Genomic DNA, 26,292 nt, shown 5'->3' with positions numbered 1-26,292 from the left:
CCAAGGATTCGAGCGGCCTCCGTGGCCGAGCACCGGTCGATGCAGCGTGCCGCCCTGCTGGACGCGGCACGCTCCCTGCTGTCCGACGGCGGAACGGAGGCGCTGACCTTCCCCGCCCTCGCCGAACGGACGGGCCTCGCCCGGTCGTCCGTCTACGAGTACTTCCGGTCGCGGGCGGCGGTCGTCGAGGAGCTGTGCGCCGTCGACTTCCCCGTCTGGGCCGCGGAGGTCGAAGCGGCGATGAAGGGTGAGCCGAGCCCCGAGGCCAAGGTCGAGGCGTATGTGCGCAAGCAGCTCGAACTGGTCGGGGACCGGCGCCACCGGGCCGTCGTGGCCATCTCCGCGAGCGAGCTGGACGCCGGCGCGCGGGAGAAGATCCGGGCGGCACACGGAGGGCTGATCGCGATGATCGTCGAGGCGCTCGGAGAGATGGGCCACGAGCAGCCGCGGCTGGCCGCCATGCTGCTGCAGGGCGTCGTGGACGCCGCCGTACGGCGGATCGAGCTGGGCGCGGCGGAGGATCCGGCGGCGATCACACGGGCGGCGGTATCCATGGCGCTGCGAGGCGTGCGCGGCTGAGCAGCGACCATCTGCTGACTGCTGACTGCTGACCACCCACCGGCCGTCGGCCGCCCACCGGCCACGGGCCGCTGACCGGTCATGGGGCGTTCACGCTCCACGGGGGCGTACACCGGTCATGGGGCGTACATCGGCTGTGGGGTCCGTGGGCACACGGGCCGCCCGTCGCGGGGCGCCCAGCGGCACCGGGCGCTTCGGTGCCGGTCGCACGCCCAGTGCCGGGCGCGCTTCCGGCACTGGACGGCTCTTCGGGTGCCGATGGTGCATGGCGACCGGCTGTTCTCAGGTCATCGACCGCTCTCCGGGCTTCGACCGTTTCTCCGGGCCTCTGCCTCTCTGCCCTCCAGACGTCGACTGTCCTCAGGGAGCGGTACTCCCAGGACCGGCAGCAGCCGCGACGGACCGGTGTTCAGCAGCCACGGCGGCAGCAGGGACAGCGGGTCGAGGTAGGTGTCGCCCCGCAGCAGGCCCCAGTGCAGGCAGGCCGCGCAGTGTGAGCCCGCCGGCTCCACCGCGCCGAGTACCTGGCCCGCCCCGACCAGGTCACCCTTGCGGACCGAAGCCCGGACCGGTTCGTACGTGGTCCGCAGGGGCGGTTCACCCGTCCCCGTCAGCTCCACCGAGACGACGCCCCTCCCCGCCACGCGTCCGGCGAAGGACACCCGTCCTGCCGCCACCGCCCGCACCGGCACCCCACCCGCCGCGGCGAGATCGACACCCCGGTGCCCCGGCCCGTACGGGGTCGCGGGAGGTTCCCAGCCCCGCAGGACCGTCGGCCGTGTGCCGACCGGCCAGTTACGGCCAATGACCTGCACCGCCCCCGCCGACCCGCTCGACGTCTCCGGAGCCCCTGCCGCTGTCGTCGGTCCCGGGGCCAGGACGGTCAGCAGCAGCGCCACCGACGCACACGCCCACGCACCCGGCCTCGTACTGGCACATCGCCTCGCTCGCATGGGAGAAGCGTCCCGCACCGGCGCATCCGGCCGGCCGGGGCTGTGGACCGCGGCCCGGTTGTGGACAACCGCGTCACCCGGTGCCCCGCGGGTCCCGTACACTTCTGGTGGCGACCCGGGTCACCGGGTCGACTTCGCACGCCCCGACACGAGGCCTTCACAGGCTGGTGTCAGCGCCCCTCGGTCCCTAGTGGCAGGCGCGTCGCGGGCGTCAGGCGCGGGAGCCGTCCGGCTCACGCGGCACAACCGAGAACTTCAAGGAGATACGGCCATGGCCGTCGTCACGATGCGGGAGCTGCTGGAGAGCGGCGTCCACTTCGGTCACCAGACCCGCCGTTGGAACCCGAAGATGAAGCGCTTCATCTTCACCGAGCGCAACGGCATCTACATCATCGACCTGCTCCAGTCGCTGTCGTACATCGACCGCGCCTACGAGTTCGTCAAGGAGACCGTCGCCCACGGCGGCACGGTCATGTTCGTCGGCACGAAGAAGCAGGCGCAGGAGGCCATCGCCGAGCAGGCGACCCGCGTCGGCATGCCCTACGTCAACCAGCGCTGGCTGGGCGGCATGCTCACCAACTTCTCGACCGTCTACAAGCGTCTGCAGCGCCTCAAGGAGCTCGAGCAGATCGACTTCGAGGACGTGGCCGCCTCCGGCCTCACCAAGAAGGAGCTGCTGGTCCTCTCCCGCGAGAAGGCGAAGCTGGAGAAGACCCTCGGCGGTATCCGCGAGATGTCCAAGGTGCCCAGCGCCGTCTGGATCGTGGACACCAAGAAGGAGCACATCGCGGTCGGCGAGGCCCGGAAGCTCAACATCCCGGTCGTCGCCATCCTCGACACCAACTGCGACCCCGACGAGGTCGACTACAAGATCCCGGGCAACGACGACGCGATCCGCTCCGTCACCCTGCTCACCCGCGTGATCGCCGACGCCGTCGCCGAGGGCCTCATCGCCCGTTCCGGTGCCGGCAAGGCCGCCGAGGGCGACAAGGCCGCCGGCGAGCCGCTCGCCGAGTGGGAGCGCGACCTGCTCGAGGGCGAGAAGAAGGCCGCGGAGGCTCCCGCCGCCGAGGCCGAGAAGCCCGCCGAGGCCCCGGCCGCCGAGGCCGCCCCGGCCGCCGACGCCCCCGCGGCGGAGGCGCCCGCCGCCGACGCCCCGGCCGCGGACGCCGAGCAGGCCTGACCCCTCACCACCTTCGGGTACCGGACGGCGGGGGCCCGCGAAGCCCCCGCCGTCCGCCCCGTAGATCTTCAGACTTCGAGAGAGATTCCGGAATCATGGCGAACTACACCGCCGCCGACGTCAAGAAGCTCCGCGAGCTCACCGGCGCCGGCATGATGGACTGCAAGAAGGCGCTGGACGAGGCCGAGGGCAACGTCGAGAAGGCCGTCGAGGCGCTCCGCATCAAGGGCCAGAAGGGCGTCGCCAAGCGCGAGGGCCGCTCTGCCGAGAACGGCGCCGTCGTCTCGATCATCGCCGACGACAACACCTCGGGTGTCCTCGTCGAGCTGAAGTGCGAGACGGACTTCGTCGCCAAGGGCGACAAGTTCCAGAACGTCGCCAAGACCATCGCCGAGCACGTCGCCAAGGCCGCCCCCGCCGACATCGAGGCCCTGCTCGCCTCCGAGATCGAGGCCGGCAAGACCGTGCAGGCCTACGTGGACGAGGCCAACGCCAACCTCGGCGAGAAGATCGTCCTGGACCGCTTCGCGCAGTTCACCGACGGCTACGTCACCGCGTACATGCACCGCACGATGCCCGACCTGCCCCCGCAGATCGGTGTGCTCGTGGAGCTGGACAAGCCCAACGCCGAGGTCGCCAAGGGCATCGCCCAGCACATCGCCGCCTTCGCGCCGAAGTACCTCTCCAAGGAGGACGTCCCGGCCGACGTCGTCGAGTCCGAGCGCCGCGTCGCCGAGGAGACCACCCGCGCCGAGGGCAAGCCCGAGGCCGCCCTGCCGAAGATCGTCGAGGGTCGCCTCAACGGCTTCTTCAAGGACGCCACGCTGCTCGGCCAGCCCTACGCCCTGGACAACAAGAAGTCCGTCCAGAAGGTGCTGGAAGAGGCCGGTGTCAGCCTGAAGCGCTTCTCGCGCATCAAGGTCGGCATCTGAGTCCGTACCGCGACGGACGTGCGACCCCGGTAGGGTCGACAGCAGTCGTCGGCGCCGTACGCGCATGCCGTGGCGCACGCGCGCGCGGCGGCGGACGACAGCAGATCTGACGAGGAGGCCATTGCCGCGTATGGGATGCGAAACACGCCCCCACCGGCAGTGGCCTTCTTCGTGTGTGTGACCCACGTATAAAGAGGCGAGATCTCCATGACCACCAAGGCCGAGAAGAGCGACGACGGCAAAGTACGCGGCCGCTTCATGCTGAAGCTGTCCGGAGAGGCCTTCTCCGGCGGTGGGGGCCTGGGCGTCGACCCCGACGTGGTGCACGCCATGGCCCGCGAGATCGCGGCCGTCGTACGCGACGGCGCACAGATCGCCGTGGTCATCGGCGGCGGCAACTTCTTCCGCGGCGCCGAACTGCAGGTGCGGGGGATGGACCGGGCCCGCTCCGACTACATGGGCATGCTCGGCACCGTGATGAACTGCCTGGCCCTCCAGGACTTCCTGGAGAAGGAGGGCGTCGACTGCCGCGTGCAGACCGCCATCACCATGGGCCAGGTCGCCGAGCCGTACATCCCGCTGCGCGCCGTGCGCCACCTGGAGAAGGGCCGCGTGGTCATCTTCGGCGCCGGCATGGGCATGCCGTACTTCTCCACCGACACCACCGCCGCGCAGCGCGCCCTGGAGATCGACGCCGAGGCGCTGCTCATGGGCAAGAACGGCGTGGACGGGGTCTACGACTCCGACCCGAAGACCAACCCGGACGCCGTGAAGTTCGACGCGCTCGGCTACGGGGAGGTCATCACCCGCGACCTGAAGGTCGCCGACGCCACGGCTGTCACGCTCTGCCGCGACAACAGCCTCCCGATCGTGGTCTTCGAGCTCCTGAAGGAGGGCAATATCGCCCGCGCCGTCAAGGGTGAGAAGATCGGCACGCTCGTGGGCGACCAGGGCAGCCGGGACTGACCGGAGAACACCCCGTCCGCGAACGCCATCTGTCCGGGGGACGGACGGGGACGGGACCGGGCCGGGGGATGGACATTGTCCCGCCGGTCGGGAACCGTGCAGGAAGAACGCGACGCAGCCGGCCGCCCACCCCACACGGGGAGCGGCCGGGCCTACTCAAGACACGCAGGAGCAAGTGGTGATCGAAGAGACCCTCCTCGAGGCCGAGGAGAAGATGGAGAAGGCCGTCGTGGTTGCCAAGGAGGACTTCGCCGCGATCCGCACCGGCCGTGCGCACCCGGCGATGTTCAACAAGATCGTGGCCGACTACTACGGTGCGCTGACGCCGATCAACCAGCTCGCCTCGTTCTCCGTGCCCGAGCCGCGCATGGCCGTGGTCACGCCCTTCGACAAGAGCGCCCTGCGCAACATCGAACAGGCGATCCGCGACTCGGACCTCGGCGTCAACCCGAGCAATGACGGCAACATCATCCGGGTGGTGTTCCCCGAGCTGACCGAGGAACGCCGCCGCGAGTACATCAAGGTCGCCAAGGCCAAGGGCGAGGACGCCAAGGTCTCGATCCGCTCCGTGCGCCGCAAGGCCAAGGACGCCATCGACAAGATGGTCAAGGACGGCGAGGTCGGCGAGGACGAGGGCCGCCGCGCGGAGAAGGAGCTCGACGACACCACCGCCAAGTACGTCGCCCAGGTGGACGAGCTCCTCAAGCACAAGGAAGCCGAGCTGCTCGAGGTCTGATGAACGACTCTTCCTGGGGAGCGCCGCCACAAGCCGGGTACTGGGGGCCGTCCGACCGGGGACCCGCCCAGGGCGCCGCCCCGGCGGGTCCCGCGTACGATGCGCACCACGCGCAGCAGACTCGCCCCATGCCCATCGTGCCCGACGTACCCGAACACGGCGGAGACCAGGACGACGACCGGGGGACCGCCCGACCGGGCGGCCCTCTGCCGTATCGCGACCAGAACCCGTCGGCGCAGCCGTACGCGGCCGTGCCGCAGAATCCGGAGCCCATGCCCGACCCCTCTCAGCCGGCGCCGTCCCAGCCGCCGAAGAAGAGCGCGGGGCGCGACCTGGGTGCGGCCATAGGGGTCGGCGTCGGACTCGGCGTGGTCATCATCGCGTCGCTGTTCGTCGTCAAGGCCGTCTTCGTCGGCGTCATCGCGGTCGCCGTCGTGGTGGGCCTGTGGGAGCTGACCAGCCGGCTCGAGGAGCGCAAGGGCATCAGGGCGCCCCTCGTGCCGCTGGCCGTCGGCGGCGCCGCGATGGTGGTCGCCGGGTACGCGCGGGGCGCCGAGGGGGCGTGGGTCGCGATGGCGCTCACGGCGCTCGCGGTCCTCGTGTGGCGGATGACCGAGCCGCCGGAGGGCTACCTCAAGGACGTCACGGCGGGCCTGTTCGCGGCGTTCTACGTGCCGTTCCTGGCCACGTTCGTCGCCATGATGCTGATGGCGGACGACGGAGCCTGGCGCGTCCTGGTCTTCCTGATACTGACGGTCGTCAGCGACACCGGCGCCTACGCCGTCGGCTGGCGCTTCGGCAGGAAGAAGCTCGCCCCGCGCATCAGCCCCGGCAAGACCCGGGAGGGCCTGCTGGGCGCGGTGGCGTTCGCGATGGCGGCGGGCGCGCTGTGCACGCAGTTCCTCATCGACGACGGCACCTGGTGGCAGGGCCTGCTCATCGGTCTCGCCGTCGCCGTCAGCGCCACCCTGGGCGACCTCGGCGAGTCCATGATCAAGCGTGACCTCGGCATCAAGGACATGGGCACGCTCCTGCCGGGGCACGGGGGCATCATGGACCGGCTGGACTCCCTGCTGCCCACCGCACCCGTGGTGTGGCTGCTGTTCGTGATCTTCGTCGGTTCGGGTTGACAGTCATCAGGTAGCCTGGAAGGGCCCGCGGCGTCTGGCTGCGGGCCCTTCCGTGTGTCCCCGCCGAGGCGGGGGTCTTCCAGAGGTCTCCTGGCTTCGGCATCGTTGTGCCGTCGTCCCCGCCGGCGCGGGGTGTTGCCACAGGCCTGCCGTCCTGAGGAGTTGTCCGACCGTGGCCCGTCCCGCCCCCGGTGAGCTGACCTTTGCCGCACCCCGCGGAGCGAAGCGGCCGCCGCGGCACCTCGCCGACCTCACGCCAGCCGAGCGCAAGGAGGCGGTCGCCGCGATCGGTGAGAAGCCGTTCCGCGCCAAGCAGCTCTCGCAGCACTACTTCGCGCGGTACGCGCACGCCCCCGAGCAGTGGACCGACATCCCCGCCGCCTCGCGCCAGGGACTGCAGGAGGCGCTGCTGCCCGAGCTGATGACGGTCGTGCGGCACCTGTCGACCGACGAGGGGACCACGCGCAAGACACTGTGGAAGCTGTTCGACGGGACGCTCGTCGAGTCCGTCCTCATGCGCTACCCGGACCGGGTGACCATGTGCATCAGCTCCCAGGCCGGCTGCGGCATGAACTGCCCGTTCTGCGCCACCGGCCAGGCCGGCCTCGACCGCAACCTGTCGACCGCCGAGATCGTGCACCAGATCGTGGACGGCATGCGGGCGCTCAGGGACGGCGAGGTCCCCGGAGGCCCCGCGCGGCTCAGCAACATCGTGTTCATGGGCATGGGCGAGCCCCTCGCCAACTACAACCGCGTCATCGGCTCCATCCGCCGCCTCACCGACCCCGAGCCGGACGGCCTGGGCCTGTCCCAGCGCGGCATCACCGTCTCCACGGTCGGCCTCGTCCCGGCGATCCACCGCTTCGCCGACGAGGGGTTCAAGTGCCGCCTCGCCATCTCCCTGCACGCCCCCGACGACGAACTGCGCGACACGCTCGTCCCCGTCAACACCCGCTGGAAGGTCCGCGAGGTCCTCGACGCCGGGTTCGAGTACGCGGCCAGGTCCGGACGCCGGCTGTCCATCGAGTACGCCCTGATCCGGGACATCAACGACCAGGCCTGGCGCGGCGACCGTCTCGGGCGGATGCTCAAGGGCAGGCCCGTCCACGTCAACCTGATCCCGCTCAACCCCACGCCCGGCTCCAAGTGGACCGCCTCGCGGCCCGAGGACGAGAAGGCGTTCGTCGAGGCGATCGCGGCGCACGGTGTGCCGGTGACGATCCGGGACACCCGCGGACAGGAGATCGACGGGGCGTGTGGTCAGCTCGCCGCGAGCGAACGGTAACCTGACCGGCAGAAGTACACCCGTAAGTTACCCGTACAGTCACATCTTCATATTCCGACAGGGGAGCGCCACAGCGCTGAGAGTGCGGCACCGGCCGCAGACCCTCCGAACCTGGCCCAGGTCATTCTGGGTAGGGAGATCGGTCACCACTCGAGCTGTTGCGCCCTGCCCGGGACCCCGCCGGGGGCTCCGGACAGGGCCGCGTCTTCTCCTGGTCACCCAGGAGGAAATCAGTGAGCATCACCAAGTCAGCCGGCGTCGCGAAGTCGGTACGCGTCGCCAAGAAGGCCGGGGCCCTGGCCGTCGGCCTCGGCATGGCCGGCACGCTCGCCGCCTGCGGATCGTCGTCCGACGGCGACGGCGGCTCCGGGGACTCCGGGACCGTGACCCTGGTCAGCCACGACTCGTGGGCCGCGTCGAAGGACGTCGTCGCCGCCTTCGAGAAGCAGTCCGGGTACAAGCTCAAGGTCCTGGAGGACGGCGACGCCGGGCAGGCCGTCAACAAGGCCATCCTGACCAAGGACAACCCGCAGGGCGACGTCTTCTTCGGCGTCGACAACACCCTGCTGTCCCGCGCGCTCGACAACGGGCTGTTCCAGCCCTACGAGGCCAAGGGCTCCGACCGGGTCCTGCCCGAGTACCGGGCCGACCAGGACGAGCACCGGGTCACGCCGGTCGACTCCGGCGACATCTGCGTCAACTACGACAAGGCCTACTTCAAGCAGCACGGACTGACCCCGCCGACGTCTCTCGACGACCTGACCGAGCCCGAGTACAAGGACCTGCTCGTCACCGAGAACGCCGGCAGCTCCTCGCCCGGCCTCGGGTTCCTGCTCGGCACCGCCGCCAGATACGGGGACGGCGACGGAGGCTGGGAGGGCTACTGGAAGAAGCTCAAGGCGAACGGCGTCAAGGTCGTCGACAGCTGGGAGCAGGCGTACAACGAGGAGTTCTCCGGCTCGGCCGGCGGCAAGAAGGCCAAGGGCGACCGCCCGCTCGTCGTCTCCTACGCCTCCTCCCCGCCCGTCGAGGTCGTCTACGCCGACCCGCAGCCGGACACCGCCCCCACGGGCGTCGCCGACGGCACCTGCTTCCGCCAGGTCGAGTACGCGGGCCTGCTCAGCAACGCGAAGAACCCCGAGGGCGGCAAGGCGCTCCTCGACTTCCTGATCGGCAAGGCCTTCCAGGAGGACATGCCGCTGAACATGTTCGTCCACCCGGTGCGCGAAGGGGCCCAGGTCCCCGAGGTCTTCCGGAAGTTCGGGCCGCAGGCGAAGGACCCCCAGACCATGGACCCGGCGAAGATCGCCGACCACCGCGACGAGTGGGTCAAGGCATGGACCTCGCTCGTCCTGAAGTGAGGCACCGGGGAAAGCAGCCGCGGACGCGGGCCGGGACCGGACGCGGGAGCGCGGCGCGGCTCGGGCTGATGGCCGTGCCCGTCGCGTTCTTCGCAGTGTTCTTCGCCTATCCCGTCGCCGCGATCGTCGCACGCGGCCTCGACGCCGAAGGCGGCCTGCAGTTCGGCCGGATCGCGGACGTGCTCGCGCAGTCCGACGTCCGGCACGTCCTGTGGTTCACCACCTGGCAGGCGCTGGCCTCCACCGCACTGACCCTGCTGGTCGCCCTGCCCGGCGCCTACGTCTTCGCCCGCCTCGACTTCCCCGGCAAACAGGCCTTGCGGGCCGTGGTGACCGTGCCCTTCGTCCTGCCGACCGTGGTGGTCGGCACGGCGTTCCTGGCGCTGGTCGGCCGCGGCGGGCTGCTGGACGAGCTGTGGGGCGTGCGTCTGGACACCACGGTGTGGGCGATCCTGCTCGCGCACGTCTTCTTCAACTACGCCGTCGTCGTCCGCACCGTCGGCGGCCTGTGGTCCCAGCTCGACCCCCGGCAGGAGGAGGCCGCGCGGATGCTCGGCGCCTCGCCGCTGCGGGCCTGGCGGCAGGTGACACTGCCCGCGCTGGCGCCCGCCGTGGCCGCCGCCGCGCTCATGGTGTTCCTGTTCACCTTCACCTCCTTCGGCGTCGTCCAGATCCTCGGCGGACCCACCTTCTCCACGCTGGAGGTGGAGATCTACCGGCAGACCTCGCAGGTCTTCGACCTGTCCACGGCCGCCGTGCTGACACTGGTCCAGTTCGCGGCCGTCGCCGTCGTCCTCGCCGTGCACGCCTGGACGGTGCGGCGGCGCGAGACGGCGCTCACCCTGGTGGACGCCGCCACCACCGCGCGTCGGCCGCGCGGACGGGGCCAGTGGGCGCTGCTCGCCGGGGTCCTGGGCGTCGTCGCCGCCCTGCTGGTGCTGCCGCTCGCGGTCCTGGTCCAGCGGTCGCTGGGCGCGTCCGGCTTCGGCTACTACCGTGCGCTGACCCGCGAGGACGGCGGCGCCTTCCTCGTCCCGCCCGTCGAGGCGATCGGCAACTCCCTCCAGTACGCCGTCGCCGCCACCGCCGTCGCCGTGGTCATCGGCGCGCTGGCCGCCGCCGCGCTCACCCGGCGCGACGCGGGCCGCCTCGTGCGCGGGTTCGACGCGCTGCTGATGCTGCCGCTCGGGGTGTCGGCCGTGACGGTCGGATTCGGGTTCCTGATCGCCCTGGACGAACCCCCGCTGGACCTCAGGTCCTCCTGGATCCTGGTGCCGCTCGCCCAGGCACTGGTCGGCGTCCCCTTCGTCGTACGGACCGTGCTGCCGGTGCTGCGGTCGGTGGACGGGCGGCTGCGGGAGGCGGCCGCGGTGCTCGGGGCATCGCCCTGGCGGGCGTGGCGCGAGGTGGACCTGCCGATGGTGCGCCGGGCGCTGCTGGTCGCGGCCGGGTTCGCCTTCGCCGTGTCGCTCGGCGAGTTCGGCGCGACCGTGTTCATCGCGCGGCCCGACAACCCGACCCTGCCGGTCGCCGTGGCGCGGCTGCTCGGCCGGCCCGGAGACATGAACTACGGCCAGGCGATGGCCCTTTCGACGATTCTGATGCTGGTGTGCGCGGTGGCCCTGGTGGTCCTGGAGCGACTGCGGACCGACCGGAGCGGGGAGTTCTAGACATGCCACCCAGCCTGCTGGGCCTCGAAGGCGCCACGGTCCGCTTCGGCGGCCGGGCCGTGCTCGACACCGTGGACCTGGAGGTCGCCGAGCACGAGGTGGTGTGCGTCCTCGGGCCCAGCGGCAGCGGCAAGTCGACGCTGCTGCGGGCGGTCGCCGGACTCCAGCCGCTGGACGCCGGTCGGGTGACACTCGACGGGCGCGACCAGTCGGGGGTGCCCGCCCACCGGCGCGGGGTCGGGCTGATGTTCCAGGACCACCAGCTGTTCCCGCAGCGGGACGTGGCCGGAAACGTCGCTTTCGGCCCCCGTATGCACGGCGCCTCCCGGGACGAACAACGGGAACGGGTAGCCGAGTTGCTGGACCTTGTCGGGCTCCCCGACGCCGCCCGCAGGTCGGTCGCCGCGCTGTCCGGCGGTGAGCAGCAGCGGGTGGCGCTGGCCCGCGCCCTCGCGCCCAGCCCCCGGCTGCTGATGCTGGACGAGCCGCTGGGCCAGCTCGACCGCTCGCTGCGGGAGCGCCTCGTGGTCGAACTGCGGGAACTGTTCGGACGGTTGGGCACCACCGTCCTCGCGGTCACCCACGACCAGGGTGAGGCGTTCGCGCTGGCCGACCGGGTCGTGGTGATGCGGGACGGGCGGATCGCCCAGTCCGGCACACCCCTCGACGTCTGGCAGCGGCCGGCCGACGCCTTCGTGGCCCGCTTCCTCGGCTTCGACAACGTGGCCGAGGCCACCGTCGCCGGCCAGGCCGCCAACACGCCGTGGGGCAAGCTGCCCGTCCCCGACGGCGCCCCGCAGGGCACCCGGACGGTGCTCGTGCGGCCGACAGGCGTACGTCTGGCCCCCGCCGACACCGGTCTGCGCTGCACGGTCACGGCCCGCACCTTCCGCGGCACCCACGTCGCCGTCCGCCTCCAGCCGAAGGACGCGCCCCGCCTGGAGGCGGCCTGCGCGCTGCGGACGGCGCCCGAGGTCGGCGACGCGGTCGGCGTGGAGTTCGACGCGGCGGAAATCGTGGTGCTCGGGTGACGGCCCGTTCGTAGGCTGACGGCACGACACAGCTCGCGCACGACCGGTACTGCGACGAGATCGGCAGGCAGACGGACCGGCTCCGGGCCGCCGTGACCTCCGGCGCCGACCTCGCCACCACCGTGCCCACCTGCCCCGAATGGTCCCTGGAGGACCTGGCGCGGCACGTGGGCCGCGCCCTGCGCTGGACGGAGCTCGTCGTCCGCACCCGCGCCCAGGCGGAGCTTCCGGTGGACGACGCACCCGGAGCGGCCGGACCCTCGACGCCGGGGGACGCCGCGGCACTGGACGCCTGGCTGGCACAGTCCGCCGAGACGGTCGCCGGCGCGCTGCGCGAGGCCGGCCCGGACGGACCGGCGTGGTCGTGGTTCGAGGTCCACACGGCGGGCTTCTGGGCCCGCCGGATGACCCACGAACTGTGGCCCTGCGCGGACCGCTCACCGGCATGCTGCCGGCCTTCTACCGCCGACTCCCGCCCGACGCACCGGGACTCGAGGTGCTCGGCGACCGTAAGCTGCTCGAACTCTGGCTGGAGAAGGCCACGTTCGGCTGACGCTCCCGCGCCGAAACGACGGTGGCCCGCCCCCTCGATCGGGGACGGGCCACCGCTGTGCAGCAGAACCGGCGAACCGGTGCGGGCGTCAGCGGCTGCTGTTCGCTCCGCGACGGCGCAGGCCGAAGAAGACCGCACCGCCACCGACGACGACCAGGGCCGCCGCGATGCCGGCGATCATGCCGGTGTTGGAGTTCGCACCGGTCTCGGCGAGGTTGGAGTCACCCGCCGCCGGGGACGGCGCGTTGTCGCCCGGCACCGTCGCCGGAGCGGTGCTCTCGCTCTCCGCCGGCGCCGGAGCCGAGGTGGACGGCTCCGGAGCCGGGGAGTCCGTCTCGTCGGACGGGGTGTCGGACGGGGTGGAGGAGCTCTCCGACGGCTCGGGAGCCGGCGTGTCCTCACCCTTGCACGGGGTCGACGGGGTCGTGAGGTTCGGCTTGATGTCCTCGTCGACGTACCGGTCGGCCTTGACGTGGATGCGGTACTCGGCGTTCGGCTTCCAGTCCGCGGCGAAGGTGATGGTGCTGCCCTCGCGCGAGCCCTTGACCGTCTGCTCGCCGATCTTCTCGGCGTCCGCACCCTTGTTCTGCAGGTAGACGCTGACGGTGGCCGGGATGCCGGCCGGGTCGACGTCGGTGACGGTGATGACGCCCTTCTCGCCGTCGCACTTGGCGGCGGCGGAGAACTCGCTGATGTCACAGGCGAGGGCGTTGCCGGCGGCGCCGACCGCCAGGGCCGCCGAGGCGGCGACGACGCCGAGGGCGCGAACGCTACGGCGTGACGCCGTACGGCTGATTATGGACAGGACTGCCACGTTTGTCCTTTACGGGAGCGCAGATGCGGGGGGTGGACGGGGTGCCGACATCCCATGACGGGGCACCAGCACACCATGAGCCTCACTGGTCTATAAGCGGCACATAAGCAGTGTCAACGCACATGCCAGCCAAGGGTGTTGACTTTGCCGTCTTATTAACTGCCGACACGTTTCAGCGTCTCGGAAGCATCCCACATCCGGCCACCCTGTCCGGTCACCACATCCCGCCACCACATCCCGCCACCACATCCCGCCACCGCGTCCGGCCACCGCGTGCGGACGGATCAGCCCTGGACCGCCGCCGGGTCCATCCACGCGACCTCGAAGGTGTGGCCGTCCGGGTCGTCGAAGGCCCGGCCGTACATGAAGCCGTGGTCCTGGGTCTCGCCGGAGACCGAGCCACCGGCCGCGACGGCCTTCTCCACCAGCTCGTCGACCTTCTCGCGGCTCTCGGCGCTCAGCGCGATCAGCACCTCGCTGGACTTCGTCGAGTCCGCGATCTCCTTCTTCGTGAACTCACGGTACTTCTGCGGCGTGTGCACCATCACGATGATGGTGTCGCTCACCGGGAACGACGCCGTGCTGTCGTCACTGAACTGGGTGTTGATCTCCCACCCCAGCCCGGCGAAGAACTTCTTGGCGGTGCCGAGGTCGTTGGTGGCCAGGTTCACGAAGATCATCTGCTGGTACATGGGTGCCTCTCCCGTGGATGCGCTGTTCTCGTCCTGCCGTTCGAAGGGGTAGACGTGGCAGACGGACGGAACTCATCGGTGCGGCATGTACTTCTTCGGAAAATCTCCGGGAGGGCTCAGCGGGACAGCGGAAGCGCCGCCAGCACCGCGACGAGCAGCGTCAGCGGACCGAACAGGGCGAGCAGCGCGGCGGCGCGCACGGCGGCCGCGGCGCGCAGGGTGGCCGGGGGCGCCCCCAGCCGCAGCAGGGCGTCCGTGGCGTCGGCGCGGGCGTGCTTGGCCTCCACGGCCGCGGTGAGGAGCGTGGCCAGCGTGCAGCCGGCCACCAGCAGGGCACCCAGTGTGCTCAGCGGGCCGAAGGCCGGGCCGTCGGAGTCGTACACCGTGGTGGCGACGTAGGCGGCGGCCGCCACGGCGGCGACCACGCCGAGCGGGCGGCCGATGCGCTGCGACTCCTCCATGAGGACACGGCCGGCCAGCAGGCGCAGGGCGCCAGGGCGGGCGGCCTGGAGGAGACGCCCGCACAGCTGGGTGAGGCCGGGACCGGCCAGGGCGAGACCCAGGGCGGTGAGGGCCCAGCCGAGCAGGACACCGGCGGCAGGGGCGGTGCCCGCCTCGCCGGTGTAGGCCTCGACGGCGAGGCCCACGGCGAGGGCGGTGACACCCCAGGGGAGGACGCCGGTGCTCTGCGGACGGGGTGCCGGCGCGTCGGAGACGGAGTCCCGCGGCACCGGCCGGCGCCCGTCCGCGTCGGTCCCGGTGCCGGATGTGCCAGCCGTGGGACTGGGGGCGGCGGTGCCGGAGACGGCAGTCGCGGGACCGGAGGCGGCGGTGCCGGATGGGTCGGCCGAGGGACCGGAGGCGACGGCGCCGGATGCGGCAGTCGCGGGACCCGTGGCGTCGGGCGCCCGGGTCGGCAGGGCGGCTTCCGCGGCCGGGGGAGCGCCGGTCCCGGCCCGGTCCGGTGCCGCGGTCCGGGCGGCCTGTTCCCCGTTCGTCAGCCGGGCGCCGAAGCGGCCGTACGCGCCGAAGGTCTCGCGCGCCTTCCCCCAGCCGTACGCACCGAAGCGACCGTAGCCGCGCGGGGCCGGGGCCGGAGCGCGACGCGGGTCCCGGGGGCGCAGCGCGCAGACGACCGCGGCGGACGCGGCGGCCGGTACGAGGGTCAGCAGCGTCAGCACGGCGGGCGCGGGCAGGGACCGGCCGACGGCCAGCGCGTCGGCGGCGACGCCGGCGTCGGGAAGGCCACCGGTCAGGTCGCCCCGCAGGTGGAGGAAGACGAGCAGGGCCGCCACCGAGCCGAGCGCACCCGAAAGCGCTGTCGTCGTCGCCGAGACGGCCATCAGCCGTGCCGGTCCCAGGCCGATCGCCGACAGTCCCGAGCGGGGCCGGGTGCCGGGGTCGGTGCGGGCCACGACGACGGCCAGGTGCACCGCGGCGGCGAGCGGGGCCGCGCACCAGGCCAGGCGGAGGGCTGAGGCACCGGGCGAGTCGGGGTGGCTCAGCGCGTGCCCGAGGGCGCACAGGAGCAGGAAGCCCGTGCCCGCCGAGGCCACCGCGACCAGCAGGCGGCGCAGTTGGACGGCGAGGCGGGCGGCGCGGGTCAGGCGGAGAGCGAGCACGCGGCCCGGCCTTCCGTTCCGGGAGCCCCGGTGGCACCGGTGGCCACCGTGGTCTCGGCCAGCGGGGGCAGATGCACGGTCCGCACGCGGCGCCCGTCGAGGAGCGCCACCGCGCGGTCCGCCAGGGCGGCGGTCTGCGCGTCGTGCGTGGCGAGCAGGAGGGTGATGCCGTGCGAGCGGGCCGCGGTGGTCAGCGTGCGCAGCACCTGGGCGCGGTCGGCGCGGTGCAGGGGAGCGGTCGGCTCGTCGGCGAAGAGGACCGCCGGGGCGACCGCGAGGGCCCGCGCGATGCACACCCGCTGCCGCTCGGACTGCCGGAGCTCGTGCGGGCGGCTGCGCGCCCCGCCGCCGACGTCCAGGCGGTCCAGCCACTCCAGGGCGGCGGACTTGGCCCGCCGCCGGGACGTCCCGCGCAGCATGAGGGGGAGGGCCGCGTTCTCCCAGGCGTTCAGCTCGGGCACCAGGACCGGAGTGGGGTCGATCCAGCCGAAGCGGTCGCGGCGCAGCCGTTCGCGGCTGAGCGGACCCATGGTGTGCACCGGCACGCTGTTGAACCACACCTCGCCGCCCTGCGGCCGGGCCAGCCCGGACAGACAGCGCAGCAGTGTGGTCTTGCCGCTGCCGCGCGGGCCGCTCACGGCGAGGATCTCGCCCTCACGGACACCGAGCGACACGCCCTGGAGCGCGGGGGAGCCGTCGTGGTGCTGGAAGTGCAGGGCGCGGGCCCAGAGCACGTCGTTGTCCGGCGGGGCCTCCATGGGCGTACACCTCGGTTCTGATCCGTGTTTCCCCGTTCGTGTCCCCCTTCCGGGGGAACGAGGGCGGGGGCGATCGGTCACTGGGCACGCTAGGCAGTCCCCGCGCGGGGGCCGGACAGTACGAGGCCCCGGACCGCCGTGTCTCACTCGAACGGGCGGCGCCGGGGCCGGTGATGATCGTCTCAGCGGACGATCAGAGCTTTGACCACGCCTCCGTCAGCGTGGCGCGCAGGATCTGCTCGATCTCGTCGAAGGTCTCCTGGTTCGAGATCAGCGGCGGGGCGAGCTGGACGACCGGGTCGCCGCGGTCGTCGGCACGGCAGTACAGCCCGTTCTCGAAGAGCTTCTTCGACAGGAAGCCGTACAGGACGCGCTCGGTCTCCTCCTCGTCGAAGGTCTCCTTGGTGGTCTTGTCCTTGACCAGCTCGATGCCGTAGAAGAAGCCGTTGCCGCGGACGTCGCCGACGATCGGCAGGTCGTGCAGTTTCTCCAGCGTCGCGCGGAAGGCGCTTTCGTTGTCGAGGACGTGCTGGTTGAGGCCCTCGCGCTCGAAGAGGTCGAGGTTGGCGAGGCCCACCGCGGCGGAGACCGGGTGACCGCCGAAGGTGTAGCCGTGCAGGAAGGTGTTGTCGCCCCGGTAGAACGGCTCGGCCAGCCGGTCGGAGACGACGCAGGCGCCGATGGGGGAGTAGCCCGAGGTCATGCCCTTGGCGCAGGTGATCATGTCCGGGACATAGCCGAACTTGTCGCAGGCGAAGGTCGTGCCGAGCCGGCCGAAGGCGCAGATGACCTCGTCCGAGACGAGCAGCACGTCGTACCGGTCGCATATCTCGCGCACCCGCTGGAAGTAGCCGGGCGGGGGCGGGAAGCAGCCGCCGGCGTTCTGCACCGGCTCCAGGAAGACCGCCGCGACCGTGTCGGGGCCCTCGAAGAGGATCTGCTGCTCGATCTGGTCGGCGGCCCAGCGGCCGAAGGCCTCGGGGTCGTCGCCGAAGAGCGGGGCCCGGTAGATGTTGGTGTTGGGCACCTTGTGCGCGCCGGGGACCAGCGGCTCGAAGGGAGCCTTGAGGCCCGGCAGGCCCGTGATGGACAGGGCGCCCTGCGGAGTGCCGTGGTAGGCCACCGCGCGGGAGATCACCTTGTACTTGGTCGGCCTGCCGGTCAGCTTGAAGTACTGCTTGGCGAGCTTCCAGGCCGTCTCGACCGCCTCGCCGCCGCCGGTGGTGAAGAAGACCTTGTTGAGGTCGCCCGGAGCCTCGTGCGCCAGTCGTTCGGCCAGCTCGACGGCCTTGGGGTGGGCGTAGGACCACACGGGGAAGAAGGCCAGCTCCTGCGCCTGCTTCGCGGCGGTCTCCGCCAGCTCCTGGCGGCCGTGCCCGGCCTGCACCACGAACAGGCCCGCGAGGCCGTCGAGGTACCGCTTGCCCCGGTCGTCGTAGATGTGGGTGCCCTCGCCGCGGACGATGGTGGGGACGGGGGCGTTCTCGTACGACGACATGCGGGTGAAGTGCATCCACAGGTGGTCGTAGGCGGTCCGGCTGAGGTCCTTGGGACGGTCGGTGCTCACGATTATCGGGTTCCCCACATGTAGGTCTGCTTCTTGAGCTTGAGGTAGACGAAACTCTCGGTGGAGCGCACGCCCGGCACGGCCCTGATGCGCCGGTTGATGACCTCCAGGAGGTGGTCGTCGTCCTCGCAGACCACCTCCACCATCAGGTCGAAGGAGCCCGCGGTCATCACCACGTACTCGCACTCCGACATGGCCGTGAGCGCCTCGGCCACCGACTCCACGTCCCCCTCGACGTTGACGCCGACCATCGCCTGGCGCCGGAACCCGACCGTGAGCGGGTCCGTGACGGCGACGATCTGCATCACGCCCTGGTCGAGCAGCTTCTGGACGCGCTGGCGCACGGCCGCCTCCGACAGGCCCACGGCCTTGCCGATGGCGGCGTAGGGCCGGCGGCCGTCCTCCTGGAGCTGCTCGATGATGGCGAGGGAGACGGCGTCCAACTGGGGAGTGCCGTTGCGGGACTCGCGGGAGTCCTTCTGGTCTGCGCTTCGACTGGCCACGGCTTCACTGTGCCCGACGTATCGATTGTTTCGCAAGGTCGGACCGATGAAATCCGTTGTTTCAATCGCTCTAATCTACGGATATCGCAACCCCGGGGGGAGTGGGGGTGTTGAAAACGTCGGAACTCCGTTTAGGGTGGGTGTCTCAATTACTGGACACCCGAACTTGGAGGGCCGGCAGTGAGCACCGAACTGCGTCGTCTGCGCAACTACATCGACGGTGAGTTCCGGGACGCCGCCGACGGACGGACCACGGACGTGGTCAATCCCGCCACGGGCGAGGCCTACGCGACCGCCCCCCTGTCCGGGCAGGCGGACGTGGACGCGGCCATGGCCGCCGCGGCGGCGGCCTTCCCCGCCTGGCGGGACCTGGTCCCGGCCGAGCGGCAGAAGGCCCTGCTGAAGATCGCGGACGCGTTCGAGGAGCGGGCCGAGGAACTGATCGCGGCCGAGGTGGAGAACACGGGCAAGCCGATCGGGCTCACCCGCTCCGAGGAGATCCCGCCCATGGTCGACCAGATCCGCTTCTTCGCGGGCGCGGCCCGGATGCTGGAGGGGCGCGGCGCCGGCGAGTACATGGAGGGCCTGACCTCCTTCGTGCGCCGCGAGCCGATCGGCGTCTGCGCGCAGGTCGCGCCGTGGAACTACCCGATGATGATGGCGGTGTGGAAGTTCGCCCCGGCGCTCGCGGCCGGCAACACCGTCGTCCTCAAGCCCTCGGACACCACCCCCGCCTCCACGGCCCTGATGGCCGACATCATCGGCTCGATCGTGCCGAAGGGCGTCTTCAACGTCGTCTGCGGCGACCGCGGCACCGGCCGCCTGATGGTCGAGCACCCGACCCCGGCGATGGCCTCCATCACCGGCTCCGTACGGGCCGGCATGTCGGTCGCCGAGTCCGCGTCCAAGGACCTCAAGCGCGTCCACCTGGAGCTGGGCGGCAAGGCGCCGGTCGTCGTCTTCGAGGACACCGACATCCCCAAGGCCGTCGAGGGCATCTCGGAGGCGGGCTACTTCAACGCCGGCCAGGACTGCACGGCGGCCACCCGCGTCCTGGTCCACGAGTCGGTCCACGACGAGTTCGTCAGCGCGCTGGCGAAGGCCGCGTCCGAGATCAAGACCGGGCAGCCGGACGACGAGGACGTGCTCTACGGCCCGCTCAACAACCCCGACCAGCTGAAGCAGGTCTCCGGGTTCATCGACCGGCTGCCCGCGCACGCCAAGGTCGAGGCGGGTGGCCACCGGGTCGGCGACAAGGGCTACTTCTACGCCCCGACCGTCGTCTCCGGCCTCAAGCAGGACGACGAGATCATCCAGCACGAGGTCTTCGGCCCGGTCATCACCGTCCAGTCCTTCCGCGACGAGGACCAGGCCGTCGAGTGGGCCAACGGCGTCGAGTACGCGCTGGCCTCCTCGGTGTGGACCAAGGACCACGGCCGCGCGATGCGGATGTCCAGGAGGCTGGACTTCGGCTGCGTGTGGATCAACACCCACATCCCGCTGGTCGCCGAGATGCCGCACGGCGGCTTCAAGAAGTCCGGCTACGGCAAGGACCTGTCGGGGTACGGCTTCGACGACTACACGCGGATCAAGCACGTGATGACGTCGCTGGACGCCTGACCCGACGCCCCGCGCGCGGCCCCGGACGGGACCTCCCCGGTCTCGCCCGGGGCCGCGGTGCGTGTGCGGCGGGTCGGTCGTGGTGAACTTCCCGCGCTCGGTGTGTGCGGCAGGTCGGTCGTGGTGAACTCCCGGCGCTCGGCGCGTGTGCGGCGGGTCGATCGCGGTGAACTCCCCGCGCTCGACAGGGTGTCGGGCCCGGCCGGGCCCGCTCGACGCACAGCCTCGATTGTCCCGGCGGGCAGGGGACGGGATCCTCGTGCCCTGCCCTGCCCTGTCGCTGCTCCTGCCCCCTGCCCCCGAAGACACCTCCGCTCTCCCGCCGGGTGCTGCTGCGCGGCCCGGGCGGCGCGGCCCCGCTCGGGCCGCCCGGCGCACCGGCCGGCTGCGGCGTCCCGGCCGCGTACGTCGCACCGGGCGACCGCGCCGCGCGGGACCGGCCCGCCACCGAACGACGCCTCGCCTGAGCCGACTTGCCGCCCTGTCTCCATGGACACCGACGACGAGCACCCCGACCGCCGCCCCACCCTCGAGGCGTTCGAGGAGCAGACGGGCATCTCCGTCGACTGCATCGAGGAGATCAACGGCAACGACGCGTTCTTCTGCAAGGCCGGCCCGGCCCTGATGAACCACCGGCCCACCGACCGCGGTGGAACGGCATCGTGGGCGTGCGGCCCCGCCGGCTACCGCACCCGGCCGCCCCTCAGGGCGGTCAGCACCTCCACGCGGTTGGTCGTGATCGAATCGACGCCCAGGGCCAGCAGGCGGCGCATGGTGCGGCGGGTGTCGGGGGTCCAGACGGAGAGGCGGAGCCCGTCCCTGCGGACGCGGTCGGCCAGGGGCCGGTCGACCAGGCCGAAGCGGTAGTTGAGCCACTTCGGCCGGACCGCCGCCAGCACCGCGGGCCAGGGCGGGGCCGCCGTCGTCCAGGTCAGCGCGATCTCCGCGGCGGGGTCGGCGGCGCGCACGTGGAGCATGGTGGCCGCGCCCGCGCAGTAGTAGACGCGGTCCGCCGCCCCGCACTCGCGGACCACGTCCACGACGCGGCGCACCGCCCGCTCGTCCGGCCCGCCCGGCAGGTCGAGCAGCAGCCGGCTGCCGGCGGTCGCGGCCAGCGCCTCGGCGAGCGTCGGCACCCGGCCCGCCGTCAGCCCCCGCACCTCCTCGGCTGACAGCGAGCGCACCGGCCGGTCCTGCTCCCACAGCCGCTTCAGCGTCTCGTCGTGCAGCAGCACCGGCACGCCGTCGCGGGTCAGGCGTACGTCCGTCTCCACCGCGTCCGCGCCGCGGTCGAGGGCGGAGCACAGCGAGTCGATCGTGTTCTCACGGTGCCGGTAGGGGTCGCCGCGGTGGGCCACGGCGGTCACGTCGTGCGGGGAGGTGGAGGTCATGGGGCCAACTCTCAGGAGGCGAGCCAGGCGGCGGTGTACGTGTCGATCTCCTGGGCGATCCGGGCCTTGCCCGGCGCGTCCAGGAAGGAGGCCTCCACCCCGTTCTTCGCGAGGTCGGCGAGGCCGCGCTCGTCGAGGGCGAGGAGACGGGCGGCGACCGCGTACTCGTTGTTCAGGTCGGTGCCGAACATCGGCGGGTCGTCGGAGCCGATCGTCACCGGGACACCGGCGCGGACGAACTCCCCGATCGGGTGCTCGTCGAGGGTGCGCACCGCGCGGGTGGCGACGTTCGAGGTCGGGCACACCTCCAGCGGGATGCGCCGCTCGGCGAGGTGGGCCAGCAGCTTCGGGTCCTGCGCCGAGCTGGTGCCGTGGCCGATCCGTTCGGCGCGCAGGTGGGTCAGCGCGTCCCACACCGTCTGCGGGCCCGTGGTCTCACCGGCGTGCGGCACGGAGTGCAGCCCCGCGGCGATCGCCCGGTCGAAGTACGGCTCGAACTGCGGGCGCGCCACCCCGATCTCGGGCCCGCCCAGGCCGAACGAGACCAGGCCCTCCGGGCGCAGCCGGTCGTCGGTGGCGAGCCGCGTCGTCTCCTCGGCGGACTCCAGGCCGGCCTCGCCCGGGATGTCGAAGCACCAGCGCAGTACGGTCCCGAACTCGGCCTCCGCCGCCTTGCGGGCGTCCTCGATCGCCTCCATGAACGCGCCCTCGTCGATGCCGCGGCGGGTGGACGAGAAGGGCGTGATCGTCAGCTCGGCGTACCGCACCTGCTGCCGGGCCATCTCCCGGGCCACCTCGTACGTCAGCAGCCGGACGTCCTCGGGCGTGCGGATCAGGTCGACGACGGACAGGTACACGTCGATGAAGTGCGCGAAGTCCGTGAACGTGAAGTAGTCGACCAGCGCCTCCGGGTCGGTGGGGACCTTGGAGTCGGGGTGGCGCGCGGCCAGTTCGGACACGATGCGCGGGGAGGCGGAGCCGACGTGGTGGACGTGCAACTCGGCCTTGGGCAGCCCGGCGATGAAGGCGTGCAGGTCGCGCGGGACGTCCGGGTCGACGAGGTGCTCGGTCATGGGTTCCTCCCCAAGGCGGCGCCCCGGGCCGCGCGAGGCGGCGGTGGGCGCGGGTGATCGGCTGATCCGGGTAGGCCCTGTCGTCGCCTTTCCGTCTGCCCGGAATGTGACGACAGGACCTGGGGATCATCGTAGGCCGGTGGAACGCCGGGCGGCCCGGGACCGTAGCATGACGGGCAGGAACGACCCAGGGGGCAAGGCATGACGGACGCAGCACGGCCGGGCGGCGAGGACTCCGCCGCCGATCGCGACCCCTGGGCGCCGCCCGAGAGCGGGCCGTCGCTGCACAAGGAGGGCGACGCCGGTCCGCCCCGGCCGCAGGAACCGCCCCGGCCCGCCGGTGACACGCCGCCCTGGCCGCAGCCGCCGACCGTGCACGACCAGGCCACGGTCACATCGATGCCGAGCGCCGGGTTCGGCGGCGGCCCCGACGGTGCCGTACCGCCCCCGCCGGTCGCGCCCGGCGGCCCCGGTGTTCCGCCGGGCGCCCCACCCGGGTACGGCTACCCCGGTTACGGCCAGGGGTACGGCTGGCCCGGCATGCCGATGGCCCCGCAGAACGGCATGGGTACCGCCTCCATGGTGCTCGGCATCCTCGCCTGCGCCCTGTTCTGCTTCTACGGCGTGGTCTCCGTGGTGCTCGGCATCCTCGCCGTGGTCTTCGGCGTCAAGGGGCGCCGCAAGGCGGAGCAGGGGCTCGCCAACAACCACGGGCAGGCACAGGCCGGCTTCGTCATGGGCATCATCGGCATCATCCTCGGCGTCGTCGTGATCACCCTGATCGCCATAGGGATCACCGCCGCGATCAACGAGGACCTGGACGACGACCCCTACTACGGCGCCGCGCGCCCGGCGCCGGTCTCCGTGACGGCGGAAATCTGAGCTCCTCCCCACAGGGGCACCCCTACGATGTCAAGCTCCAACGAGGGGAGAGCAGTTCATGTCGTACTCCAACCCGGGGCCCGCCGACTACGGGCCGCCGCAGCCGGGCCCGCCGCCCGCGGGAGGCTACGCCTACCCGCAGTCCGCGCCCGGATACGGCTATCCGAACCAGGGACCTTCCTACCCGGCCGCCCCGCCGATGGGTTATCCGCAGGGCCCCGGATACGGCATGCCGATGCAGCCGAGCAACGGCATGGGAACCTCGGGGCTGGTGCTCGGCATCATCGGCGTCGTGTGCAGCCTGACCCTCTTCCTCTGGTTCTTCGGTGTCGTCCTGGGCGTCCTCGCGATCATCTTCGGCGCGGTCGGCCGCGGAAAGGCCGGCCGGGGCGAGGCCACCAACAAGGGCTCGGCGACCGCCGGTCTCGTGCTCGGCATCACGGCCACCGTGATCCTGCCGCTGCTCGGCTTCCTCGCCTTCGCGAGCCTGATGAGCCTCGCCTGAGCCGGTGCCGGCAGGCCGGTGAGCGGTAAGGGGCCGCCCGGTACCGGCCGGCCCCTCAACCGCCGTCCCCCGGGCCGTCCGCGCGCAGCCGCTCCCGGGCGGCCATCAGCGCGAACCCCAGCAGATTCGGCCCCCGCCAACGCTCCGGGTCCCTCGCCCGCTCGTCGTCCGCCGAGAGGCCGATGCCCCACACCCGGTCCACGGGGCTCGCCTCCACCAGCACTCTCCCGCCCGTGTCCAGCAGGAACCGGCGCAGGGCAGGGTCCGAGGCGAACTTGTGGACGCTGCCGGCGACCACGATCCCCAGCCGCTCCCGCTCCCACACCGCCTCGTCGAACCCCCGCACCAGCCGGCCGGCCTTCTTGGCCTCGGCAGGATGACCCGCCGCCAGCACCCGCCGCTCGGCCCCGGTGTCCCCGAAGAGCCGGGCCTTGCCGGCCATCATCCAGTGCTCCGCCGTCGCGTACTCCACCCCGGCGACCGTGAACGGCGACGGCCACCACTGGCTCAGGCAGCCCGGCCCGATCCGCCCGTCCGGGAGCGGCCGGTGCCCCCAGAAGCACAGGTACTTGATCCGCGAGCCCTCCCGGACCCGCCCGATCAGCGCCTCCCTGCTGCCGACGCCCTCCACCGGACCCTCCAACGAACTCTCCACCTCCGTCCCCCCTCGAAGCCGTCGTCGCCCCCGCGCGGTCGCCCCCGCGCGGTCGCCCCCGCGCGGGATCCCCATGCACGCGAGTCTGGCACGCGCCACTGACAGTCCGTCCGGCCCTTTCCGTGGCAACTCGACACCTGGTCGACAGATTTCGTCGCGTAACCAAATGGCAACAACGGAATCACTTGTTGGAGGCTTGCTGCTCTGTCAGGATCGTCACTCACATCGAGCCTGAGTGACGCCGGCCCCCGCAGGGGAGACCGAGGAGAGCCGACATGCACAACCCGGGCAACGCCACGCCGGACCGCCGATTCCCGGCCCAGGAGCGCTTCGCGGCCGGGGCGCAGTACATCGCGGGCCGCCTGACCAGGGGCACCTCGGGACGCACCCACACCGTCGTGGACCCGGCGACCGGCGCGGAGGTCCTGACCTACGACCTGGCCGGTCCCGACGACGTCGACGCCGCCGTCGCCGCCGCGCGCGAGGCGTTCCCGGGCTGGGCGGGCGCCACCCCGGGCGAGCGGTCCGACGCCCTGCACCGCTTCGCCGCCGTGCTCGCCGACCGTGCCGAGGACTTCGCCCGCGCGGAGTCGCTGCAGTGCGGCAAGCCGCTGAAGCTGACCCGCGAGTTCGACGTGCCGGGGACCGTCGACAACGCGGCCTTCTTCGCCGGTGCCGCGCGGCAGTTGCAGGGCCAGTCGGCGGGGGAGTACTCCGGCGACCACACCTCCTACGTCCGCCGCGAACCGATCGGCGTCGTCGGCTCGATCGCGCCGTGGAACTACCCCCTCCAGATGGCCGCCTGGAAGGTCCTCCCGGCGGTCGCGGCCGGCAACACCGTCGTGCTGAAGCCCGCCGAGATCACCCCGCTCACCTCCCTGATGTTCGCGCAGGCCGCCACCGCGGCCGGCCTCCCGGACGGCGTGGTCAACATCGTCAGCGGCACCGGACGGGAGGCGGGCGAGCACCTCGTCGCCCACCCCGGCGTCGCCATGACCTCCTTCACCGGCTCCACGGCCGTCGGCAGGCGCGTCGCCGAACTCGCCACCGCCACCGTCAAACGCCTCCACCTGGAACTGGGCGGCAAGGCGCCCTTCCTCGTCTTCGACGACGCCGACCTCGACGCCGCCGTCCACGGCGCGGTCGCCGGCGCGCTCATCAACACCGGCCAGGACTGCACGGCCGCCACCCGCGCCTACGTCCAACGGCCGCTGTACGAGGCGTTCGTCGAGCGGACCGCCGCCCTCATGGACACCGTCCGCGTCGGCGACCCCTTCGCCCCCGGCACCGACCTCGGCCCCCTGGCCGGCCACGTGCAGCGGGACCGCGTCGCCGGGTTCGTCGACCGGGCCCGCGCCCACGCGCGCGTGGTGTGCGGCGGCGAGGCACCGGGGGGAGAGCTGGAGCGCGGCGCCTACTACCGGCCCACCCTCATCGCCGACGCCGCCCAGGACAGCGAGGTGGTCCAGTCCGAGATCTTCGGCCCCGTCCTGGTCGTCCTGCCCTTCGACACCGACGACGAGGGCGTCCGGCTGGCCAACGACACGCCGTACGGGCTGGCCGCCTCCGCCTGGAGCCGGGACGTGTACCGGGCGAACCGCGCCACCCGCGAGATCCGGGCGGGCTGCGTGTGGATCAACGACCACATCCCGATCATCAGCGAGATGCCGCACGGCGGATACCGCGCGTCCGGCTTCGGCAAGGACATGTCCGCCTACTCCTTCGAGGAGTACACGCAGGTCAAGCACGTCATGTTCGACAACACCGCGGTGGCGGCCAAGGACTGGCACCGCACCGTCTTCGGGGACCGGTAGCACCGACAGCCGGCACG

The 26,292-nt window shown here is 72.0% G+C and carries 25 protein-coding genes, 1 pseudogene and 1 riboswitch; of the genes and pseudogenes, 16 read left to right on the top strand and 10 right to left on the bottom strand.

Annotated elements, in window-relative coordinates:
* The first annotated feature begins 21 nt into the window (after positions 1-21).
* Positions 22-579, top strand: a complete 558-nt coding sequence (locus tag HZS56_RS16605; protein WP_216721488.1) for a TetR/AcrR family transcriptional regulator — start codon at positions 22-24, stop codon at positions 577-579.
* Between the two features lie 287 nt (positions 580-866).
* On the opposite strand, the gene HZS56_RS16600 is transcribed toward HZS56_RS16605, so the two are convergent.
* Positions 867-1,532: a murein hydrolase activator EnvC family protein gene (locus tag HZS56_RS16600; RefSeq protein ID WP_216721468.1), complete on the bottom strand. Its 666-nt coding sequence runs from the start codon at positions 1,530-1,532 to the stop codon at positions 867-869.
* A gap of 271 nt (positions 1,533-1,803) precedes the next feature.
* Between HZS56_RS16600 and rpsB the strand changes: the two genes are divergently transcribed.
* The 10 genes and pseudogenes from rpsB (at position 1,804) to HZS56_RS16550 (ending at position 12,379) form a co-directional block, all read left to right on the top strand.
* Positions 1,804-2,715, top strand: coding sequence for a 30S ribosomal protein S2 (gene rpsB / locus HZS56_RS16595; protein ID WP_216721467.1), 912 nt, complete (start codon positions 1,804-1,806; stop codon positions 2,713-2,715).
* 95 nt (positions 2,716-2,810) lie between these two features.
* A complete protein-coding gene (gene tsf, locus HZS56_RS16590) occupies positions 2,811-3,647 on the top strand; it encodes a translation elongation factor Ts (protein WP_216721466.1) in 837 nt (278 codons plus the stop codon).
* A gap of 207 nt (positions 3,648-3,854) precedes the next feature.
* Positions 3,855-4,613, top strand: a complete 759-nt coding sequence (gene pyrH, locus HZS56_RS16585; protein ID WP_216721465.1) for a UMP kinase — start codon at positions 3,855-3,857, stop codon at positions 4,611-4,613.
* Positions 4,614-4,791: 178 nt separating this feature from the next.
* The gene (gene frr, locus HZS56_RS16580) at positions 4,792-5,349 is read left to right on the top strand and encodes a ribosome recycling factor (RefSeq protein WP_043383156.1); all 558 of its coding nucleotides are present in this window, start codon (positions 4,792-4,794) and stop codon (positions 5,347-5,349) included.
* A complete protein-coding gene (locus HZS56_RS16575) occupies positions 5,349-6,479 on the top strand; it encodes a phosphatidate cytidylyltransferase (protein WP_216721464.1) in 1,131 nt (376 codons plus the stop codon). The genes frr and HZS56_RS16575 overlap by 1 nt, the downstream gene beginning before the upstream one ends.
* 172 nt (positions 6,480-6,651) lie before the next feature.
* Positions 6,652-7,764: a dual-specificity RNA methyltransferase RlmN gene (gene rlmN, locus HZS56_RS16570; protein ID WP_216721463.1), complete on the top strand. Its 1,113-nt coding sequence runs from the start codon at positions 6,652-6,654 to the stop codon at positions 7,762-7,764.
* Positions 7,765-7,813: 49 nt separating this feature from the next.
* Positions 7,814-7,919: riboswitch (TPP riboswitch) on the top strand.
* Between the two features lie 159 nt (positions 7,920-8,078).
* Positions 8,079-9,125 (top strand): thiamine ABC transporter substrate-binding protein, encoded by a 1,047-nt coding sequence (locus HZS56_RS16565; protein ID WP_216721487.1) that lies wholly within the window; start codon positions 8,079-8,081, stop codon positions 9,123-9,125.
* 68 nt (positions 9,126-9,193) lie between these two features.
* Positions 9,194-10,795, top strand: coding sequence for an ABC transporter permease (locus tag HZS56_RS16560; protein ID WP_216721462.1), 1,602 nt, complete (start codon positions 9,194-9,196; stop codon positions 10,793-10,795).
* 2 nt (positions 10,796-10,797) lie between these two features.
* Positions 10,798-11,826 carry an ABC transporter ATP-binding protein gene (locus HZS56_RS16555; protein ID WP_216721461.1) on the top strand — a complete coding sequence of 343 codons (1,029 nt, stop codon included), beginning with the start codon at positions 10,798-10,800 and terminating at the stop codon, positions 11,824-11,826.
* Between the two features lie 59 nt (positions 11,827-11,885).
* Positions 11,886-12,379 (top strand): annotated as a pseudogene (locus HZS56_RS16550) (maleylpyruvate isomerase N-terminal domain-containing protein).
* Positions 12,380-12,467: 88 nt separating this feature from the next.
* Here the strand turns inward: HZS56_RS16550 and HZS56_RS16545 are convergent.
* The 6 genes from HZS56_RS16545 to HZS56_RS16520 all read right to left on the bottom strand — a co-directional run bounded on the left by HZS56_RS16545 (position 12,468) and on the right by HZS56_RS16520 (position 18,335).
* The gene (locus HZS56_RS16545) at positions 12,468-13,193 is read right to left on the bottom strand and encodes an LAETG motif-containing sortase-dependent surface protein (RefSeq protein ID WP_216721460.1); all 726 of its coding nucleotides are present in this window, start codon (positions 13,191-13,193) and stop codon (positions 12,468-12,470) included.
* Between the two features lie 284 nt (positions 13,194-13,477).
* Positions 13,478-13,885 carry a VOC family protein gene (locus tag HZS56_RS16540; RefSeq protein WP_216721459.1) on the bottom strand — a complete coding sequence of 136 codons (408 nt, stop codon included), beginning with the start codon at positions 13,883-13,885 and terminating at the stop codon, positions 13,478-13,480.
* A 116-nt stretch (positions 13,886-14,001) separates the two neighbouring features.
* The gene (locus HZS56_RS16535; protein ID WP_216721458.1) at positions 14,002-15,507 is read right to left on the bottom strand and encodes a hypothetical protein; all 1,506 of its coding nucleotides are present in this window, start codon (positions 15,505-15,507) and stop codon (positions 14,002-14,004) included.
* Complete coding sequence (locus tag HZS56_RS16530; RefSeq protein ID WP_216721457.1) at positions 15,489-16,265, bottom strand: ABC transporter ATP-binding protein; 777 nt, start codon at positions 16,263-16,265, stop codon at positions 15,489-15,491. The genes HZS56_RS16535 and HZS56_RS16530 overlap by 19 nt, the downstream gene beginning before the upstream one ends.
* 193 nt (positions 16,266-16,458) lie before the next feature.
* A complete protein-coding gene (locus tag HZS56_RS16525) occupies positions 16,459-17,850 on the bottom strand; it encodes an aspartate aminotransferase family protein (protein WP_216721456.1) in 1,392 nt (463 codons plus the stop codon).
* Positions 17,835-18,335 (bottom strand): Lrp/AsnC family transcriptional regulator, encoded by a 501-nt coding sequence (locus tag HZS56_RS16520; RefSeq protein WP_216721455.1) that lies wholly within the window; start codon positions 18,333-18,335, stop codon positions 17,835-17,837. The genes HZS56_RS16525 and HZS56_RS16520 overlap by 16 nt, the downstream gene beginning before the upstream one ends.
* Before the next feature lie 180 nt (positions 18,336-18,515).
* Between HZS56_RS16520 and HZS56_RS16515 the strand changes: the two genes are divergently transcribed.
* Entirely contained in the window at positions 18,516-19,955 is a 1,440-nt protein-coding gene (locus HZS56_RS16515; protein WP_216721454.1) for a gamma-aminobutyraldehyde dehydrogenase, read from the top strand.
* Between the two features lie 326 nt (positions 19,956-20,281).
* Positions 20,282-20,422, top strand: coding sequence for a hypothetical protein (locus HZS56_RS39080; protein WP_374201176.1), 141 nt, complete (start codon positions 20,282-20,284; stop codon positions 20,420-20,422).
* Between the two features lie 216 nt (positions 20,423-20,638).
* Here HZS56_RS39080 and HZS56_RS16505 read toward each other — a convergent pair whose 3' ends face one another.
* Both HZS56_RS16505 and HZS56_RS16500 read right to left on the bottom strand, forming a co-directional pair.
* On the bottom strand, positions 20,639-21,346 hold the full coding sequence (locus tag HZS56_RS16505; protein ID WP_216721453.1) for a glycerophosphodiester phosphodiesterase: 708 nt from the start codon (positions 21,344-21,346) through the stop codon (positions 20,639-20,641).
* A gap of 11 nt (positions 21,347-21,357) precedes the next feature.
* Positions 21,358-22,419, bottom strand: a complete 1,062-nt coding sequence (locus tag HZS56_RS16500; RefSeq protein WP_216721452.1) for an adenosine deaminase — start codon at positions 22,417-22,419, stop codon at positions 21,358-21,360.
* 201 nt (positions 22,420-22,620) lie between these two features.
* Here HZS56_RS16500 and HZS56_RS16495 point away from each other — a divergent pair, with 201 nt between their 5' ends.
* Both HZS56_RS16495 and HZS56_RS16490 read left to right on the top strand, forming a co-directional pair.
* Positions 22,621-23,301 carry a DUF4190 domain-containing protein gene (locus HZS56_RS16495; RefSeq protein ID WP_216721451.1) on the top strand — a complete coding sequence of 227 codons (681 nt, stop codon included), beginning with the start codon at positions 22,621-22,623 and terminating at the stop codon, positions 23,299-23,301.
* Positions 23,302-23,359: 58 nt separating this feature from the next.
* Positions 23,360-23,806 (top strand): DUF4190 domain-containing protein, encoded by a 447-nt coding sequence (locus tag HZS56_RS16490; protein WP_216721450.1) that lies wholly within the window; start codon positions 23,360-23,362, stop codon positions 23,804-23,806.
* Positions 23,807-23,861: 55 nt separating this feature from the next.
* Here HZS56_RS16490 and ybiA read toward each other — a convergent pair whose 3' ends face one another.
* Positions 23,862-24,560, bottom strand: a complete 699-nt coding sequence (gene ybiA, locus HZS56_RS16485; protein WP_374201175.1) for a riboflavin biosynthesis intermediates N-glycosidase — start codon at positions 24,558-24,560, stop codon at positions 23,862-23,864.
* 176 nt (positions 24,561-24,736) lie between these two features.
* On the opposite strand from ybiA, the gene HZS56_RS16480 reads away from it, so the two are divergent.
* Positions 24,737-26,275: a gamma-aminobutyraldehyde dehydrogenase gene (locus tag HZS56_RS16480; protein ID WP_216721448.1), complete on the top strand. Its 1,539-nt coding sequence runs from the start codon at positions 24,737-24,739 to the stop codon at positions 26,273-26,275.
* Positions 26,276-26,292 lie beyond the last annotated feature (17 nt).

This window comes from Streptomyces mayonensis, assembly GCF_018982965.1.
Taxonomy (GTDB): domain Bacteria; phylum Actinomycetota; class Actinomycetes; order Streptomycetales; family Streptomycetaceae; genus Streptomyces; species Streptomyces mayonensis.
Note: the sequence above shows the minus strand (reverse complement) of the source record. Positions and strands in the feature narration are given on the sequence as shown.

Coding starts and splice junctions, on each gene's coding strand:
- HZS56_RS16500 (WP_216721452.1), bottom strand. CDS start 22,419: ATGACCGAGCACCTCGTCGACCCGGACGTCCCGCGCGACCTGCACGCC.
- HZS56_RS16575 (WP_216721464.1), top strand. CDS start 5,349: ATGAACGACTCTTCCTGGGGAGCGCCGCCACAAGCCGGGTACTGGGGG.
- HZS56_RS16555 (WP_216721461.1), top strand. CDS start 10,798: ATGCCACCCAGCCTGCTGGGCCTCGAAGGCGCCACGGTCCGCTTCGGC.
- HZS56_RS16565 (WP_216721487.1), top strand. CDS start 8,079: ATGGCCGGCACGCTCGCCGCCTGCGGATCGTCGTCCGACGGCGACGGC.
- HZS56_RS16495 (WP_216721451.1), top strand. CDS start 22,621: ATGACGGACGCAGCACGGCCGGGCGGCGAGGACTCCGCCGCCGATCGC.
- tsf (WP_216721466.1), top strand. CDS start 2,811: ATGGCGAACTACACCGCCGCCGACGTCAAGAAGCTCCGCGAGCTCACC.
- HZS56_RS16540 (WP_216721459.1), bottom strand. CDS start 13,885: ATGTACCAGCAGATGATCTTCGTGAACCTGGCCACCAACGACCTCGGC.
- HZS56_RS16530 (WP_216721457.1), bottom strand. CDS start 16,265: ATGGAGGCCCCGCCGGACAACGACGTGCTCTGGGCCCGCGCCCTGCAC.
- HZS56_RS16505 (WP_216721453.1), bottom strand. CDS start 21,346: ATGACCTCCACCTCCCCGCACGACGTGACCGCCGTGGCCCACCGCGGC.
- HZS56_RS16600 (WP_216721468.1), bottom strand. CDS start 1,532: ATGCGAGCGAGGCGATGTGCCAGTACGAGGCCGGGTGCGTGGGCGTGT.
- HZS56_RS16560 (WP_216721462.1), top strand. CDS start 9,194: ATGGCCGTGCCCGTCGCGTTCTTCGCAGTGTTCTTCGCCTATCCCGTC.
- HZS56_RS16490 (WP_216721450.1), top strand. CDS start 23,360: ATGTCGTACTCCAACCCGGGGCCCGCCGACTACGGGCCGCCGCAGCCG.
- pyrH (WP_216721465.1), top strand. CDS start 3,855: ATGACCACCAAGGCCGAGAAGAGCGACGACGGCAAAGTACGCGGCCGC.
- HZS56_RS16480 (WP_216721448.1), top strand. CDS start 24,737: ATGCACAACCCGGGCAACGCCACGCCGGACCGCCGATTCCCGGCCCAG.
- rpsB (WP_216721467.1), top strand. CDS start 1,804: ATGGCCGTCGTCACGATGCGGGAGCTGCTGGAGAGCGGCGTCCACTTC.